At 57.5% G+C, this 14,917-nt stretch carries 18 protein-coding genes; 9 read left to right on the forward strand and 9 right to left on the reverse strand.

Features of this window, described 5'->3' with window-relative positions; all coding sequences use genetic code 11:
* Window positions 1–68 precede the first annotated feature (68 nt).
* Complete coding sequence (locus AC4ANE_RS08025) at window positions 69–380, forward strand: putative quinol monooxygenase (protein ID WP_002554693.1); 312 nt, start codon at window positions 69–71, stop codon at window positions 378–380.
* Window positions 381–628: 248 nt separating this feature from the next.
* On the opposite strand, the gene fdxA is transcribed toward AC4ANE_RS08025, so the two are convergent.
* Both fdxA and mutS read right to left on the reverse strand, forming a co-directional pair.
* On the reverse strand, window positions 629–952 hold the full coding sequence (fdxA, locus tag AC4ANE_RS08030) for a ferredoxin FdxA (protein ID WP_002554692.1): 324 nt from the start codon (window positions 950–952) through the stop codon (window positions 629–631).
* Between the two features lie 249 nt (window positions 953–1,201).
* Window positions 1,202–3,769, reverse strand: coding sequence for a DNA mismatch repair protein MutS (mutS, locus tag AC4ANE_RS08035; protein ID WP_161938535.1), 2,568 nt, complete (start codon window positions 3,767–3,769; stop codon window positions 1,202–1,204).
* A gap of 273 nt (window positions 3,770–4,042) precedes the next feature.
* Here mutS and AC4ANE_RS08040 point away from each other — a divergent pair, with 273 nt between their 5' ends.
* The 4 genes from AC4ANE_RS08040 to recX all read left to right on the forward strand — a co-directional run bounded on the left by AC4ANE_RS08040 (window position 4,043) and on the right by recX (window position 6,386).
* Complete coding sequence (locus AC4ANE_RS08040; RefSeq protein ID WP_255872123.1) at window positions 4,043–4,171, forward strand: hypothetical protein; 129 nt, start codon at window positions 4,043–4,045, stop codon at window positions 4,169–4,171.
* A gap of 83 nt (window positions 4,172–4,254) precedes the next feature.
* The gene (locus AC4ANE_RS08045) at window positions 4,255–4,755 is read left to right on the forward strand and encodes a CinA family protein (RefSeq protein WP_002554689.1); all 501 of its coding nucleotides are present in this window, start codon (window positions 4,255–4,257) and stop codon (window positions 4,753–4,755) included.
* A gap of 93 nt (window positions 4,756–4,848) precedes the next feature.
* A complete protein-coding gene (gene recA, locus AC4ANE_RS08050) occupies window positions 4,849–5,913 on the forward strand; it encodes a recombinase RecA (protein WP_002554688.1) in 1,065 nt (354 codons plus the stop codon).
* Window positions 5,914–5,918: 5 nt separating this feature from the next.
* Complete coding sequence (recX, locus tag AC4ANE_RS08055) at window positions 5,919–6,386, forward strand: recombination regulator RecX (RefSeq protein ID WP_002554687.1); 468 nt, start codon at window positions 5,919–5,921, stop codon at window positions 6,384–6,386.
* A gap of 4 nt (window positions 6,387–6,390) precedes the next feature.
* On the opposite strand, the gene AC4ANE_RS08060 is transcribed toward recX, so the two are convergent.
* Together AC4ANE_RS08060 and AC4ANE_RS08065 are read right to left on the reverse strand one after the other, a co-directional pair.
* The gene (locus tag AC4ANE_RS08060; RefSeq protein ID WP_002554686.1) at window positions 6,391–7,512 is read right to left on the reverse strand and encodes an LOG family protein; all 1,122 of its coding nucleotides are present in this window, start codon (window positions 7,510–7,512) and stop codon (window positions 6,391–6,393) included.
* 193 nt (window positions 7,513–7,705) lie between these two features.
* Window positions 7,706–8,122, reverse strand: coding sequence for a quorum-sensing-regulated virulence factor family protein (locus tag AC4ANE_RS08065; protein WP_002554685.1), 417 nt, complete (start codon window positions 8,120–8,122; stop codon window positions 7,706–7,708).
* Window positions 8,123–8,400: 278 nt separating this feature from the next.
* On the opposite strand from AC4ANE_RS08065, the gene AC4ANE_RS08070 reads away from it, so the two are divergent.
* The 3 genes from AC4ANE_RS08070 to AC4ANE_RS08080 all read left to right on the forward strand — a co-directional run bounded on the left by AC4ANE_RS08070 (window position 8,401) and on the right by AC4ANE_RS08080 (window position 10,453).
* The gene (locus AC4ANE_RS08070) at window positions 8,401–9,111 is read left to right on the forward strand and encodes a tRNA-uridine aminocarboxypropyltransferase (RefSeq protein ID WP_002554684.1); all 711 of its coding nucleotides are present in this window, start codon (window positions 8,401–8,403) and stop codon (window positions 9,109–9,111) included.
* Window positions 9,112–9,356: 245 nt separating this feature from the next.
* The gene (gene erdR / locus AC4ANE_RS08075; protein ID WP_002554683.1) at window positions 9,357–10,004 is read left to right on the forward strand and encodes a response regulator transcription factor ErdR; all 648 of its coding nucleotides are present in this window, start codon (window positions 9,357–9,359) and stop codon (window positions 10,002–10,004) included.
* A gap of 83 nt (window positions 10,005–10,087) precedes the next feature.
* Entirely contained in the window at window positions 10,088–10,453 is a 366-nt protein-coding gene (locus AC4ANE_RS08080; protein ID WP_002554682.1) for a diacylglycerol kinase, read from the forward strand.
* 7 nt (window positions 10,454–10,460) lie between these two features.
* Here the strand turns inward: AC4ANE_RS08080 and AC4ANE_RS08085 are convergent, their stop codons facing one another.
* Entirely contained in the window at window positions 10,461–11,387 is a 927-nt protein-coding gene (locus AC4ANE_RS08085) for a LysR family transcriptional regulator (RefSeq protein ID WP_002554681.1), read from the reverse strand.
* A gap of 123 nt (window positions 11,388–11,510) precedes the next feature.
* On the opposite strand from AC4ANE_RS08085, the gene fpr reads away from it, so the two are divergent.
* Window positions 11,511–12,290, forward strand: a complete 780-nt coding sequence (gene fpr, locus AC4ANE_RS08090) for a ferredoxin-NADP reductase (RefSeq protein WP_002554680.1) — start codon at window positions 11,511–11,513, stop codon at window positions 12,288–12,290.
* Window positions 12,291–12,369: 79 nt separating this feature from the next.
* Here the strand turns inward: fpr and tsaA are convergent, their stop codons facing one another.
* From tsaA to AC4ANE_RS08110, 4 genes are all read right to left on the reverse strand, one after another.
* Window positions 12,370–13,062: a tRNA (N6-threonylcarbamoyladenosine(37)-N6)-methyltransferase TrmO gene (gene tsaA / locus AC4ANE_RS08095; protein ID WP_002554679.1), complete on the reverse strand. Its 693-nt coding sequence runs from the start codon at window positions 13,060–13,062 to the stop codon at window positions 12,370–12,372.
* A 13-nt stretch (window positions 13,063–13,075) separates the two neighbouring features.
* Window positions 13,076–13,537, reverse strand: a complete 462-nt coding sequence (locus AC4ANE_RS08100; RefSeq protein WP_002554678.1) for a YehS family protein — start codon at window positions 13,535–13,537, stop codon at window positions 13,076–13,078.
* 80 nt (window positions 13,538–13,617) lie between these two features.
* Window positions 13,618–14,328 carry an rRNA pseudouridine synthase gene (locus tag AC4ANE_RS08105; RefSeq protein WP_002554677.1) on the reverse strand — a complete coding sequence of 237 codons (711 nt, stop codon included), beginning with the start codon at window positions 14,326–14,328 and terminating at the stop codon, window positions 13,618–13,620.
* Between the two features lie 92 nt (window positions 14,329–14,420).
* On the reverse strand, window positions 14,421–14,861 hold the full coding sequence (locus tag AC4ANE_RS08110; RefSeq protein ID WP_002554676.1) for a GNAT family N-acetyltransferase: 441 nt from the start codon (window positions 14,859–14,861) through the stop codon (window positions 14,421–14,423).
* Window positions 14,862–14,917 lie beyond the last annotated feature (56 nt).

Raw genomic sequence — 14,917 nt, forward strand, 5'->3', positions numbered from 1 at the left:
AGCTACATGTTATGCCCGAACACAAAATTTCTGACAGTCTCGCAAACACCTACTTACGAGGACACGACATGCTTTATATGGTTTTCAGCGGCACTATCAAAGACGGCAAAACCGAAGAGTTTTACCGCGACATCGCAGCCGTATCGCAAAAACTCACCCTTCAGCATGATAAGGCAGTGGTCTACCAATGGCATCGGGACGAAGAGAATGCAAATCGCTTTTTCCTGAATGAGCAATGGGAAAGCGTCGAAGATCTGCATGCCCATTTCGAGACTCTCTACAAAGCCTTCGGTCCGGCTAAGCCGACTGAACGTTTGCCGTCCAAAATCCTCGACTACCTTGACGAGGCCAGAGTAAATTTCTATCAGACAGTTGGCTGATAGAAATTCGCTCCCTTGGGCACAGTGCCCAAGGGAGCTGTTGCTGGTCTATGTCAATCTCATCATTGCGGGTTTTGAGAAGTAGGCTTTCAGATAAACGGATGTGACAATCACCTGTCAAAAAAGACAGCTCGTAGTTGACAGGCGCATGTCTTAAGCTTGGATGGGCATCCTCCTAATCACGCAACATGTGTTCAGCGGACGCATACAAAAAAGGCCCTATCGAGGGCCTTTTGTCTGTCTGGAATCTAGCGTTCCAGATCAGCGATCTTGCCGGTTTTGCCATCCCACTCTGCCGCATCCGGCATCGCATCTTTCTTTTCGGTGATGTTGGGCCAGACCTCGGCAAGCTCAGCGTTGAGCTCGATGAAATTTTCCATGCCAGCAGGAATCTCGTCTTCCGAGTAAATGGCCACGGCAGGGCACTCAGGCTCGCAGAGCGCGCAGTCGATGCACTCGTCCGGGTGGATCACCAGGAAATTCGGGCCTTCGTAAAAGCAGTCCACCGGACAGACTTCTACGCAGTCGGTGTACTTGCACTTGATGCAGTTGTCGGTGACGACGAAGGTCATTTCTAATTTTCTCCTCAGGCGGCTGCTGTGGCAGAGCCCTTCCAGACAGGGTTGCCAGGTTCGGGAGGTTTCCCGGCCCTATGAAAATACGTGCTTTTGGTGGGTGGCCTTGAGGCAGTGGGACTGCGTCGCCTGCTACCTACCAGTGGTTCGCTGCATTTTCACGCGGCTCGAAAAACGCCTCGGCCAGGCTAAAAGCCGAGAGCGTCCCAAACCGCGCGGGATTCTAACAGTATGTAACGCTTCGCGTCACAGGCGAGTTTGCAATGTGTATAGCAAATCCAGCGCCTGCCGCGGAGTCATATCGTCGACTTTGATCTTGGACAGTTCGTCGAGCACCGGATGAGGCAGGCTTGCAAACATATCGCTCTGCTGCGGGACCGCGGGTTTGCCGGGCTTGGCTTTAGGCTGTTCGTGCGGCAGGCTGGTGGTTTCCAGGCGCTGCAGATGCTCTTTGGCGCGCGTGATTACCTTGCCCGGAACGCCCGCAAGCTGGGCCACGGCCAGGCCATAGCTCTGGCTGGCTGGTCCTGGCAGTACGCGGTGCAGGAAGACGATCCGCTCGTTATGCTCGGTAGCATTCAGGTGCACGTTGGTCACCAGCGGTTCGCTTTCCGGCAGCACTGTCAGCTCGAAATAGTGCGTCGCGAACAGTGTATAAGCACGCAGTTGCGCCAGACATTCCGCCGCTGCCCAAGCCAGAGAAAGGCCGTCGAAGGTGCTGGTACCGCGTCCGACTTCGTCCATCAGCACCAGGCTTTTGTCGGTAGCGTTGTGCAGGATGTTTGCCGTTTCGCTCATTTCCACCATGAACGTCGAGCGCCCGCCGGCCAGGTCGTCGCTGGAGCCGATACGGGTGAAGATCCGGTCGACCAACGACAGTTCGCAGCTGCCAGCGGGCACGAAACTGCCGATATGCGCCAGCAGTACGATCAGCGCCGTCTGACGCATATAGGTCGATTTACCGCCCATGTTCGGGCCGGTTATGACCAGCATGCGCGTGCTGTCGTCCAGCGCCAGGTCGTTGGCGACAAACGGAGTGCTTAGTACCTGTTCTACGACCGGGTGACGGCCCTGCTCAATGCGCATGCAAGGCTCGGCAACGAAGCGTGGGCAGTTGAGGTCCAGATTCAGCGCGCGCTCCGCAAGGTTGCTCAGCACGTCCAGTTCAGCCAGCGCCGCTGCCGTGTCCTGCAGCGGCGCTAGATGGCCGATCAGGTCTTCAAGCAGCGCTTCGTAGAGCATCTTTTCACGTGCCAGTGCACGGCTTTTGGCCGACAACGCCTTGTCTTCGAATTCCTTGAGTTCAGGCGTGATAAAGCGCTCGGCGCCCTTGAGGGTCTGGCGGCGTATGTAATCAGCCGGGGCCTGCTCGGCCTGTTTGCTCGGCAGCTCGATGAAGTAGCCGTGCACGCGGTTGTAACCGACTTTCAGGTTGGCAAGACCGGTACGGGCCTTTTCGCGGGCCTCCAGATCGATCAGGAACTGACCGGCGTTTTCACTCAGCGATTGCAGATCATCCAGCTCCGCGTCGTAGCCGGTTTTCAGAACACCGCCGTCGCGGATCACGGCAGGCGGATTGTCGATGATTGCGCGCTGCAGCAGATCGGCGAGTTCCGGATAGGTGCTGGCGGTCTGCGCAAGTTGCTGCAGATGCGGGGCCTCTAGGTCGGTCATCGCCTGCTGCAGTTCGGGCAGGGCGCTCAGGGCGTCGCGCAGACGCGCAAGGTCTCGTGGTCGCGCATTACGCAGGCCGATACGCGCCAGAATCCGCTCGATATCGCCGATTTCCTTGAGCTGCGGTTGCAGGTTCTCGAAGCGGTAGCGCTCCAGAAAGCAGGTAATGGACGTCTGGCGTGCCTGAAGAATTGTCAGGTCGCGCAACGGCCGGTTCAGCCAGCGGGTCAGCAGCCGCGTTCCCATCGCCGTCTGGCAGCGGTCCATGACCGATTGCAGCGTATTGTCGCGGCCACCGGAGAGGTTGGTGTCCAGCTCAAGGTTACGCCGACTGGCTGCGTCGAGGATTACCGTATCGTCGAGGCGTTCGTGGCGCAGGCTGCGCAAGTGGGGCAGGGCGGTACGCTGGGTTTCCTTGGCGTAGCTGAGCAGGCAGCCCGCAGCACCGATGGCGAGTGTCAGGTTTTCGCAACCAAAACCCTTCAGGTCCTGGGTTGAAAACTGCTGACACAGACTTTTATGGGCTGAGTCGCGCTCGAAATCCCACGGCGCACGACGTCGCGCACCACGGCGTTTTTCGGCAGGCAGACCTTGCGGCCAGTCGTCCGGAATCAACAGCTCGACCGGGTTGATGCGTTCAAGCTCGGCCAGCAGATTCTCCCAGCCCTTGATCTCCAGCACACTGAAGTTGCCGCTGGTAATGTCCAGCACGGCAAGGCCGAACAGGCGTTCGTCACCCAGTACGGCGGCAATCAGGTTATCCCTGCGCTCATCGAGCAAGGCCTCGTCGCTGATGGTTCCGGGCGTAATGATGCGGACCACCTGACGATCCACCGGGCCCTTGCTGGTGGCCGGGTCGCCGATCTGCTCACAGATCACGACCGATTCGCCCAGCTTAACCAGTTTGGCCAGATAGCCTTCGGCGGCGTGATAAGGAATCCCGCACATGGGGATGCTCTGGCCTGCCGACTGACCGCGCGCGGTCAGGGTGATGTCCAGCAACTTGGCGGCTTTCTTCGCATCTTCGTAGAAGATCTCGTAGAAATCGCCCATGCGATAAAACATCAGTTGATCCAGGTGCTGGTTTTTGAGTTTCCAGTACTGCTGCATCATCGGAGTATGTGAGGACAGGTCGGAAATTGCTTTATTCATCAGTGGCTTAGGCAAGTTCTTGAGAGGAGTGAGGCAACCTTGAGGCATGACGGGTGGTCCCTCCTTGAATCGAGGGGCGTCTGCCGGGTATGTGCGATGGTCGCAAGGTTATCACGCTCAATCATGCGGTGCAGTTAGAGCGTACCTTCCGCTTATTGGTGACCGGGCGTTTCCTGACAGCCATCAACCTCGATTTGGCGTATAGACTTTCATCGCTGCTACTCGATAACCGGGCGGCACGCTATAAAAAAGGACTTTTATATGAAAAACAAACGAGCAAGGGATTCCGTCAACGGTCGCTTCATCCCGCTGGAAGAAGCCAGAAAAAGGCCGAGAGAAACGACGGTCGAAACGGTCAAAAAGCCGGAACGCAGGAAAGATGCGCGATAAACCGGCAATGGCAGACCCGCTTCAAGGTGGCTGCCTTGTCTCAGGAATCACTTTTACAGGCTTCCAGCATGAACGAGGACACCGTGGACGAGATAACCGGGCTGGCCGATACACTTGGCAGGCTTCTCGACGCAATGAACGCTCAAGTGACCACCGCCGAATCCTGCACGGGAGGCGGAATCGCCGAAGCGATCACACGCATCGCTGGCAGCTCGGCGTGGTTCGAAGCGGGTTATGTGACTTATTCAAATGCCCAGAAGACCCGGCAATTGGGCGTGCCCGAGGCACTGTTCGTAGAGGCCGGGGCGGTCAGCCAGCCTGTTGTCGAAGCCATGGTGCGAGGTGCGCAGCGTGAAAGCGGCGCGCGATTCGCCGTCGCAGTCAGCGGTGTTGCAGGGCCTGGCGGTGGTTCGCCGGATAAACCGGTCGGTACCGTATGGCTGTGTTGGGGCAAGGATGATGCGCTTGTCGCACAGCGTCGCCAGTTCGATGGCGACCGGGATCAGGTCCGTCGACAGACGGTCGAAGCCGCGCTGCAAGGGCTTATACAGCTTGCGCGTGGAGAAATGCCAAAACAGGGGTAGGCGCGCGCTCATCGCTGTGGAATAATACTGTCTACTTATACAGGTGTTGTGGCCATCAAGGCCCTAATTGAATTTGATTACGTGAGGACTTCAATGGACGACAACAAGAAGAAAGCCTTGGCTGCGGCCTTGGGTCAGATCGAGCGTCAGTTCGGTAAAGGTGCCGTGATGCGCATGGGCGACCATGATCGCCAGGCTATTCCTGCCATCTCCACCGGCTCGCTGGGTCTGGATATCGCACTGGGCATCGGCGGTCTGCCGAAAGGCCGGATCGTGGAAATCTACGGTCCAGAGTCTTCCGGTAAAACCACGCTGACGTTGTCGGTCATCGCGCAAGCCCAGAAAATGGGTGCTACCTGTGCGTTTGTCGACGCCGAGCACGCGCTTGATCCGGAATACGCCGGCAAACTGGGCGTCAATGTCGACGACCTGCTGGTTTCGCAGCCGGACACCGGTGAGCAGGCGCTTGAAATCACCGACATGCTGGTACGTTCCAACGCCATCGACGTCATCGTTGTCGACTCCGTTGCTGCGCTGGTGCCTAAGGCAGAGATCGAAGGCGAAATGGGTGATATGCACGTGGGTCTGCAGGCACGTCTGATGTCGCAGGCGCTGCGCAAGATCACCGGTAACATCAAGAACGCCAATTGCCTGGTGATCTTCATCAACCAGATCCGCATGAAGATCGGCGTGATGTTCGGTAGCCCGGAAACCACTACCGGTGGTAACGCCCTGAAGTTCTACGCTTCGGTACGTCTGGACATCCGCCGTACAGGCGCAGTGAAAGAAGGCGACGAGGTTGTCGGCAGCGAAACCCGCGTCAAGGTCGTGAAGAACAAGGTGGCTCCGCCATTCCGTCAGGCCGAGTTCCAGATTCTTTACGGCAAGGGTATCTACCTGAACGGTGAAATCGTCGATCTGGCCGTTCTGCATGGTTTTGTCGAGAAGTCCGGCGCCTGGTACAGCTACCAGGGCAGCAAGATCGGTCAGGGTAAAGCCAACTCGGCCAAATTCCTGGCAGACAATCCGGAAATCTGCAAAGCGCTCGAGAAGCAGATTCGCGACAAGTTGCTCACCCCTGGCGTCGACACCAAAGCTGTTGGCTCACGTGAAGCAGTGGCTGCCGATGATATGTCTGAAGCAGATGTCGATATCTGATAGCCATGCCTGCCGTACTCGATACACCCGTCGCCGTAAGGCGCACTGCAATGGACCTGCTCGCACGTCGCGAGCACGGTCGAGTCGAGTTGACGCGTAAACTGCGTCAGCGCGGCGCTCCCCCTGAGCTTATCGATGCAGCACTCGACCGTCTGGTCGAGGAAGGCCTGCTCTCTGAATCCCGTTACCTTGAAAGCTTCGTTTCTTACCGGGCACGTTCGGGCTACGGTCCTGTTCGTATTCGAGAAGAGCTGAATCAGCGTGGCTTGCAACGTGCCGACATTGAGCAGGCGCTCAGGGAGTGCGGCATTGATTGGCAGGAGAAGCTTCACGAGCTCTGGCAGCGCAAGTTTGCCGGTGCTTTGCCTGTTGATGCTCGTGAGCGAGCCAGGCAGGGAAGGTTTCTGAGTTATCGCGGCTATCCGCTGGATATGATCGGCCGCTTGTTAAGCGGCCGTGGCGGGGATGACTGAGGTATCAGAGCGTTTTCTGTGGCGCTTGATCCTGCGCGCCATCTCTTGTCGCTGAGGCGTCCTCCCAGTTTTCCTGTTGATTGATGTAGTCCACCAGTTCACGAAGCCTGCCCTGATTGCGTCCTGTGAAGGTAAACGCAAGTCGTGTCAGGTGACTGAATTGAACTTCATCGTGCTCCTCGCCCTGATAGCTGTGCTGATGAAAGTTTTCATTGATACACAGATCGGCGAAAGCTTCCTGCATGTGCTCCAGAGCCTTCGCGCTGAGCGCGTGGCGCATGCGGATCACAAACTTGTTCTTCAGCCAGCGGCTGGAGTGGAAGTTGCCATAAAACTGGTTGATCTCTTCCACGGCGTCATCGGCGCTGTAGACCAGTCTCATCAGTTTCATATCGGCTGGCAGAATGTAGTGGTTGTCCTGCAACTGGTTTTTGATGAAGTCCAGTGCACCTTGCCAGAAGCTGCCGCCAGGGGTGTCCAGTAACACGACGGGCACCAGAGGGCTTTTGCCGGTCTGTATCAATGTAAGCACTTCCAGCGCTTCGTCCAGGGTTCCAAACCCGCCTGGACACAGCACCAGCGCGTCGGCTTCCTTGACGAAGAACAACTTGCGTGTGAAGAAGAAGTGGAAAGGCAGCAGGTTTTCCGTGCCCTCCACCGTAGGGTTGGCGTGCTGCTCGAAGGGCAGGGTAATGTTGAACCCCAGGCTGTGTTTCAGACCTGCACCTGCGTGGGCTGCCGCCATGATGCCGCCACCTGCGCCGGTGATGACCATCATGTCCGAGCGGGCAAGCTTTTCGCCCAGCTCTCTGGCCTGTGCGTAAAGGGGGTGCTCTTGAGGGGTGCGAGCAGAGCCGAATACGGTGACTTTGCGGCGGCCCTTGAAGCGCTCGAGCACCCGAAAGGCTTTGTCCAGTTCGCGCAGGGTTTGCAGCGTTATCTTGACGTCCCAGCGATTGCGGTCGTCCTGGGCCATGCGTAGCACCGTGAGCATCATGTCGCGATACAGCGGCAGGTTTCTGGTACCAGGAGCAACCTCGTTGATGTGCTCTTCAATTTTGCTGGTCAGGTCGAGCCCGTTGCTTTGAAAGTGTCGGGATAGAAGATCGTCAGGTACATACGGCATTCGGGGTTTATCCTCCTGCAGAATCAATGGCCCGGTGGGGCGTGTTGAATCGATGATGTCCCGGTTTGCAGAGAAAGGCTACCCATTCCCTGTTCATTGCCAGGGCGGATTCATTGCAGGATGTCTTGAGCGTTGCTGAACTGACGCGCCTGAGGGACAGGCGCGCGGGGAGGGGGCTACGTGCCGGGGTGGCTTACTTTTTCGGCTTTACAGTGCAATCCGACGCCTGAAAGGTCTGGGTCGCAACCGGGCGGTTGGTCTTGTACTCGGTGAACTGATACTTGAGGACGGCCCCCTTGGTCATCAACTGGCGGAAACCGTTGTTGTGGCAAACGCTGTTGCCCAACTGGTTGCGCATCACGTCCGGGTTGGCGCGCATTTGCTGGGCCTGACCTTCGCGTACGCTCAAGTGGTTGATCAATTCGTTGCCACTGACGGTATAGCCCTGATCGAGGATGTCTTCGTTGATCGCTCTTGGCGTGCCGACACTGCTTTCCTTAGCCACTTTTTCCAGCATCTTGCTGAGTTCGAACTCCTGTTTCGACGCCGCCTGGGCGCATAGCGGAGCAACGAGCAAAAGCGTAAGGGTGGGTACGATAAGGCGCAGCATAAACTCTCCTGATTAAGTGGCTGGCCGTTGGACCAGCGACTTCAAAGTGCGTTCCGGGCAGCCCGCCGATAACGCGGGTTGCAATGGCGCAGCAGTATAGAGCAGGAGTCTTCATCGGGCCTAGGGGCTGTACCCGTTTCAACACGGTCTCTCTGAAGCGGGAACAGCTCGAGGACCGAAAGCGGGTTGAAGTGCCGGGGCTCTGATAAACTGCGCGCACTTTAATCCTGCCGAGTCTTTGTGGTGTCGATGTATTCCCCCCGCAGGCGTGTCCTGTAATGAGTCATGCCGTTTCCCGTCTGCGCGACGAGCGTCTGGCCCGCAGTACCAAGCCCTTTATTGCTCGCGGTTCGCGCGCGCCGCGCTGTCCGGATTGCCGGGTTATCTCCAGTTATTGCCTGTGCGCGTGGCGACCTGCCGTGACTGCCGAGTCAGGCATGTGCCTGCTGATGTACGACACCGAGCCTTTGAAGCCGACCAACACCGGCTGGCTGATCGCCGATGTCATCAAGGACACCCACGCCTTCGGCTGGTCGCGAATAGATGTCGACGAGCAATTGCTCGCCTTGCTGGACGATCCGCAGTGGCAGCCGTATATCGTTTTTCCCGGTGAATTCGTTGCCGAGGAGCGTGTGGTCAATAAGGTGTCGCGCATGGATGGCAAGCGTCCGCTGTTCATTCTGCTGGATGCCACCTGGACCGAAGCGCGCAAGATGTTCCGCAAAAGCCCGTATCTGGAAAGGTTTCCGGTGTTGACGCTGGAGCCCGAGCAGATCTCGCGTTACCGTTTGCGCCGATCAAGGCGAGACGATCACTTCTGTACTGCCGAAGTCGCCGCGCTTTGTCTGGAGCTGGCCGGGGATACCTGCGCCAGTGGTGTACTGGATGCTTATCTGGATGTCTTCAGCGCTCATTATCTGGGTGCCAAGTACCTCAAGCCGATAGACCCTGACGACGCGGCCCACACTCATTTGAAGGCTTTTATTTGAAGGCTTTCTATCACGCAGTGTTGCGGATCTGCCCTGTATGGGCTAATTGCCATCCATGTTCTCGGGCAATGACGCTTCGCGCTTGACCGTCATGGTCTTGCTGGGCATGCTTGGCGCCGCCTGGAAGCCGATTCATCTTGTCTGGTGTGGCACCGACGCTCTTTTCGGGTTGTCGCGATGCGCATTCGCCAGTCTTGCTGGGTGGCCGATTCTGTCGGCCCTCACTATAAAAACAGGATCACTACATGACCTACGACATCCTGATCGCTGATGATCATCCCCTGTTTCGCAGTGCGCTGCATCAGGCGCTGAGCATTGGCCTGGGGCCTGAAGCGCGGCTCGTCGAGGCAGAAAGCATTGCCCAGCTTGAATCCCGTCTGGGAGAGAAGGCTGATTGGGATCTGGTTCTGCTGGACCTGAACATGCCAGGGGCTTATGGCTTCTCCGGGCTGGTCCTGTTGCGCGGCCAATATCCGCAGATACCGGTGGTGATGGTTTCGGCTCAGGAAGAGGCGTCGATAGTGGTGCGTTCCAGAGAGTTTGGTGCCAGCGGGTTCATTCCTAAATCCAGCCCCCTTGAAGTCATTCAGCAGGCGGTGCGCACCGTGCTCGATGGCGACGTCTGGTGGCCGCCGCAGGTCAATGAAGTGATCAGTGTTTCGGATGAAGCGAAGGCTGCAAGCGCTGGCCTTGCCAGCCTCACGCCCCAGCAGTTTCGAGTATTGACGATGGTCTGTGAGGGGCTGCTGAACAAGCAGATTGCCTCAGAACTCAGCGTCTCCGAAGCCACTATCAAGGCGCACGTCACGGCGATTTTCCGCAAGCTTGGCGTGCGCACGCGAACTCAGGCAGCGTTGTTGTTACAGCAGCTTGAGTCCATCTCGTCCAGTTAACGGTGTTCAGGTTGCGAGCATTCACGCTTTTTTGACCTTTAGTGCCTTAGCTTTCCTCATCTTTTTTACACAGCAGCCTCTCTATGTCGCCCTTCAAAGGCCAAACCGGTCTAAAACGTATCCTCAATGCCGCAGGCTATTCTCTGGACGGTCTGTCAGCTGCTTTCAAAGGTGAAGCCGCTTTCCGCCAGCTGGTACTGCTTAACGTAGTGTTGGTCCCGCTATCGTTTTTCCTGCACGTCAGCAAGGCCGAGCATGCCTTGCTGGTCGCCGTTTGCCTGCTGGCCCTGATTGTAGAATTGCTCAACTCAGCTGTAGAGGCTGCCATCGACCGAATCTCTCTGGACCTGCACCCGTTGTCCAAGAACGCCAAGGACATGGGCAGCGCTGCCCAGTTCATCGCCTTGAGCATGATCGCTCTGGTGTGGGGCATTGTGCTGCTGGGTTAGGGCTTGTTCAATACAGGCTTGGCAGCACGATCTCGTCGCTGCGCTTCACTCCGGCGGTGAACGCGCGGCACAGTTCGAGGAATTCGCGCATGGCTGACGTCTGATATTTCTGTTTGTGCCAGATGAAATAGAACTGACGCGCCAGATCCAGCTCAGGCGTGGCCAATTCCACCAGGTTGCCGCGACGAAACGAGTCGCGTAGCGCCAGTCTGGAAATGCAGCCAATGCCCAGTCCGGATTCCACTGCCCGCTTGATGGCTTCGGTGTGTTCCAGCTCCAGTCGGACATTCAGCCCGTTGCGGTGGTGACGCATGGCCTGATCGAACGTCAAACGCGTGCCTGAACCTTGTTCTCGCAGTATCCAGGCTTCATGGGTCAGTTCTTCCAGCGTTACATGGGCGCGTTTGGCCAGTGGATGCTGTGGAGCACAGAACACCACAAGTTCGTCTTCGACCCAGGACTGCACTTCGATGTCCGGGTGGCTGCAATCGCCTTCGATCAAGCCCAGATCAATCTCGTAGTGGGCAACCTGTTGCACGATATGCGCGGTGTTCTGGACGTGCAGTTTGACCTGGCTTTCCGGGTGACGCTGCATGTAGCCGCCGATCAGCAGGGTCGCCAGATAATTGCCAATCGTCAGTGTGGCCCCGACTGCCAGCGAGCCAAAGCCTGATTTACCGTTCAGCAGGTCTTCGATTTCCTTTGCCTGATCCAGCAGAGCGACGGCCTGCGGCAGTAATTGCCTGCCCGTGGCATTAAGGCTTAGCCGCTTGCCGGCGCGGTCAAACAGCTGGCAGCTCGATTGGCGCTCCAGCTCGGTGATGGAGGTGCTGGCAGCCGACTGCGAAAGCGAAAGCAGCACGGCTGCTTTGGAGACGCTTTCCTGCCGGGCGACGGCAACGAACACTTGGAGCTGGCGGAGAGTAAATCGCATATCTATATAACCGATAACCTATATCTTGATAATTCATTTAACAGATATTGTGTCTGCCACTAGAATGTCGCGCAATAGCGCAATGCTTCTGCGCGCACTATTTTTTCAGGAGTCTTCACGTACATGAGCAACATGAACCACGAGCGTGTCCTCAGCGTCCACCATTGGAACGACACCCTCTTCAGTTTCAAGTGCACCCGCGACCCTGGTTTGCGTTTCGAGAACGGTCAGTTCGTCATGATCGGTCTGCAGCAGCCAAACGGTCGTCCGCTCATGCGCGCCTACTCGATTGCCAGCCCGAACTGGGAAGAGCATCTGGAATTTTTCAGCATCAAGGTGCCGGACGGTCCCCTGACCTCGCAGTTGCAGCACCTCAAGGAAGGCGATGAAATCATCATCAGCAAAAAGCCTACGGGTACGCTGGTGCTGGACGACCTCAAGCCGGGCAAACATCTTTACCTGTTGAGCACGGGTACTGGCCTGGCGCCGTTCATGAGCGTGATTCAGGACCCTGAAACCTACGAGCGTTTTGAGAAAGTCATCCTGTGCCACGGCGTGCGTTACGTGAACGAAGTCGCCTATCGCGAATTCATCACCGAGCATCTGCCGCAGAACGAGTTCTTTGGTGAAGCGCTGCGTGACAAGCTGATCTACTACCCGACTGTCACCCGCGAGCCGTTCGAGAACGAAGGTCGCCTGACCGATCTGATGCGCAGTGGCAAACTGTTCAGCGATATCGGCTTGCCACCGATCAACCCACAGGACGACCGCGCCATGTTGTGCGGTAGCCCGAGCATGCTCGACGAGACCAGCGAAGTGCTCAACAGCTTTGGTCTGACCGTTTCGCCACGCATGCGTGAGCCCGGCGACTATCTGATCGAGCGTGCATTCGTCGAGAAGTAAGTTGGCCTTACAAAACCCGCCTCGTCCCTGAAGGGATCAGGCGGGTTTTTATTGCTCGGGATTTGTCGCTGGCATCCCTTCAGGCCAGCAGGACTTCAAGCACGCAAATCACACCGGCCTGCGGGTAGTGCCAGCGTACGTCCAGATCCCAGAATTGAGCGCCGTAGCGGCGTTCCGGCGTCGGTAGCTGATAGGCCGGGCGCGGGTCCTGCGCCAGGCATTGCTCGATCAGCTCGACCAGCGGCTCACTCAGGCGTAGTGCGTGTTCGCGAGCCTGCAGCAGGGCGGCGTCCTGCCACTGCACCGGTATCAGGGCCGGCGCAGCGCTGGCGATGTGGTTGGTCGCCTCGGCGATTGCATCGGCGTAGGGTACGTATGGCTTGATGTCCAGCACTGGTGTGCCATCCAGCAAGTCGATGCCGGACAGCCACAGGCGACCGGCTTCGACTTTGTCCAGCCTGACCACCGACTGGCCGATGCCATTGGGGCGGTGCGTCGCGCGCGTGGCAAATACCCCCATCGACTGGTTGCCGCCCAGACGCGGAGGGCGAACCTTCAGGCGCGGCTTGTCTTCCAGCGCCATATGGAACAGAAACAGCAGCCAGACATGACTGACCTCTTCCAGCCCTTGAACAGCCTCACCCTGATCGAAAGGCGCCACCAGCTCCAGCACTCCACGTGCTGCCGGGGCCAGCTGTGGCTGGCGGGGGATGGCGAATTTCTCCTTGAAACAGGAGCGTACGAAGCCGACAGGGGAGACGTTGTAACTCATGGTGCCGACCGGTTCAGCCACGCACGCGCAGGGTCAGACCCTTGAGGAAATTGCGTAGCAGTTGATCGCCACAGGCGCGGTAGTTGGTGTGTCCGACCTTGCGGAACAGTGCGCTCAGCTCTGGCTTGGAAACCGGAAATTCTGCGGATTTCAGGATGGCATGCATGTCGTCTTCTTTCAGTTCGAAGGCCACGCGCAGTTTCTTCAGAACAATGTTGTTGGTAATCGGCAGATCAATCGGCTGCGGCGGACGGCTTTCGTCCTTGCCACGTTTGAAGTAAACCAGGCCATCGAGAAAATGCGCCATGATTTCATCGCTGCAATCCAGATAGCCCTCTTCTTCCTCTTTCTTCATGAAAGCGATGACATCGCTTTTGGACACTTCAAAACCGGTCAGACCGATGATTTCGACAACCTTGCTGTCGCTGATATCGAGCATGTAGCGCACGCTACGCAGTACGTCGTTGTTCATCATGAGGCGTGTTTCCTGATAAGTCGTATGGCGGCGCGTGACGATGGTCATGCGCGCGGTAATAAGGTCGGGTGCCGAGGGAGTTAAAACTTTTCCTTGGTCGTCATGTAGCGCCACTGGCCTTCGGGCAGTTTGCCCATGGACACGCCGCCGATGCGGATGCGACGAATGGCGACGATCTTCAGGCCAACGGCTTCACACAACAGGGCAATGATGCCGGGCTGCGGGTTTTTCATTGCAAAGCGCAGGCGGTTCTCGTTCTGCCAGCTGGCCTTTACGGCGGGCAGTTCCTTGCCTTTGTAGGTCAGGCCGTGATTCAGCCGGTTCAGGCCATGAGCAACCATTTCGCCCGAGATTTCCACCACGTATTCCTGCTCGATCTTGCTGCGGTCATCGGTGAGCTTGCGCAGGATTTTCCAGTCCTGGCTGAACACCATCAAGCCGCTGGCATTGGCTTGCAGGCTTGAAATCGCCTCAAGGCGCATGAAGTGGCCCTTGAGCGGACGCTTGCTGTAGCTGTGCTCGACCGAGAGCGTGCCCGGCGTGATCATCTGCAAAGCCTCTTCGGCGCTTGCCGAGGCAGGTTTGTGCAGGATTATCGTGACCGGTTCAGGGGAGTCGGCCTTGGCATCCGGGCTGAGCTCGATTTTCTGGGTGCTGACCTTGAAGTGCGGCTCTTCGATGACCACGCCGTCCACAGTAACCCAGCCACCCTCGATAAACAGTTCGGCCTCCCGGCGGGAGCAACCGACCAGCTCGATAAGGCGTTTGGAAAGGCGAATGGGGTCTGTCATGAAGAAAAGCCGTTTACTGATGGGAAAGGCGCCATTGTAACCGCCTCACGCTGGTTAATCGCGGCAACATTGCATTTGCGCTGTAATCGATGTCAGTTACGACGGGTCAGGCGCATTCTGAGCATCGGATAAGGCTGACCCAAGCCGTCGACTTCAGAACGGCTGACAACGTCGAAACCATGCCGGAGGTAAAACCCCAGTGCCTGAGTGTTCTGCTCGTTGACGTCCAGTTCACGGATGTCGAAGTGCTCGATTGCGTGGGTCAGCAGCTGCGTGCCCAGCTTTTTCCCGCGATGGTTCGGGTCGATGAACAGAATATCCAGTCGGTTTTTGTTCACGCCCGCGAAGCCCGTGATGTTGAGCTGCTCATCCCGGGTGCAGAACAGCGTCACGCTGTCCAGATACTGTGTCAGCAACCCCTTGAGCCTGATGATGTAGGCGTCCGGTAGAAAGTCATGGGTGGCGCGCACCGAGCGCTCCCACACCTCGCTCATCTCCGGGTAATCGTTGGTGTCCGGGGTATATAACCGCATCTCGCGTTCTCCTTTCGGCCAGTCTTGCATAGACAACGGCCAGAGACGAAAAAGCC

Source organism: Pseudomonas sp. Pme6b, assembly GCF_058129925.1.

Excerpts from the sequence above, each read along its gene's own strand:
- AC4ANE_RS08080 (WP_002554682.1), top strand. The coding sequence starts at position 10,088 with ATGTCGCCCTTCAAAGGCCAAACCGGTCTAAAACGTATCCTCAATGCC.
- AC4ANE_RS08065 (WP_002554685.1), bottom strand. The coding sequence starts at position 8,122 with ATGCTGCGCCTTATCGTACCCACCCTTACGCTTTTGCTCGTTGCTCCG.
- tsaA (WP_002554679.1), bottom strand. The coding sequence starts at position 13,062 with ATGAGTTACAACGTCTCCCCTGTCGGCTTCGTACGCTCCTGTTTCAAG.
- AC4ANE_RS08110 (WP_002554676.1), bottom strand. The coding sequence starts at position 14,861 with ATGCGGTTATATACCCCGGACACCAACGATTACCCGGAGATGAGCGAG.
- AC4ANE_RS08085 (WP_002554681.1), bottom strand. The coding sequence starts at position 11,387 with ATGCGATTTACTCTCCGCCAGCTCCAAGTGTTCGTTGCCGTCGCCCGG.
- AC4ANE_RS08070 (WP_002554684.1), top strand. The coding sequence starts at position 8,401 with ATGAGTCATGCCGTTTCCCGTCTGCGCGACGAGCGTCTGGCCCGCAGT.
- AC4ANE_RS08025 (WP_002554693.1), top strand. The coding sequence starts at position 69 with ATGCTTTATATGGTTTTCAGCGGCACTATCAAAGACGGCAAAACCGAA.
- fdxA (WP_002554692.1), bottom strand. The coding sequence starts at position 952 with ATGACCTTCGTCGTCACCGACAACTGCATCAAGTGCAAGTACACCGAC.
- erdR (WP_002554683.1), top strand. The coding sequence starts at position 9,357 with ATGACCTACGACATCCTGATCGCTGATGATCATCCCCTGTTTCGCAGT.
- AC4ANE_RS08105 (WP_002554677.1), bottom strand. The coding sequence starts at position 14,328 with ATGACAGACCCCATTCGCCTTTCCAAACGCCTTATCGAGCTGGTCGGT.
- AC4ANE_RS08060 (WP_002554686.1), bottom strand. The coding sequence starts at position 7,512 with ATGCCGTATGTACCTGACGATCTTCTATCCCGACACTTTCAAAGCAAC.
- recX (WP_002554687.1), top strand. The coding sequence starts at position 5,919 with ATGCCTGCCGTACTCGATACACCCGTCGCCGTAAGGCGCACTGCAATG.
- AC4ANE_RS08100 (WP_002554678.1), bottom strand. The coding sequence starts at position 13,537 with ATGATGAACAACGACGTACTGCGTAGCGTGCGCTACATGCTCGATATC.
- recA (WP_002554688.1), top strand. The coding sequence starts at position 4,849 with ATGGACGACAACAAGAAGAAAGCCTTGGCTGCGGCCTTGGGTCAGATC.
- fpr (WP_002554680.1), top strand. The coding sequence starts at position 11,511 with ATGAGCAACATGAACCACGAGCGTGTCCTCAGCGTCCACCATTGGAAC.
- AC4ANE_RS08040 (WP_255872123.1), top strand. The coding sequence starts at position 4,043 with ATGAAAAACAAACGAGCAAGGGATTCCGTCAACGGTCGCTTCATCCCG.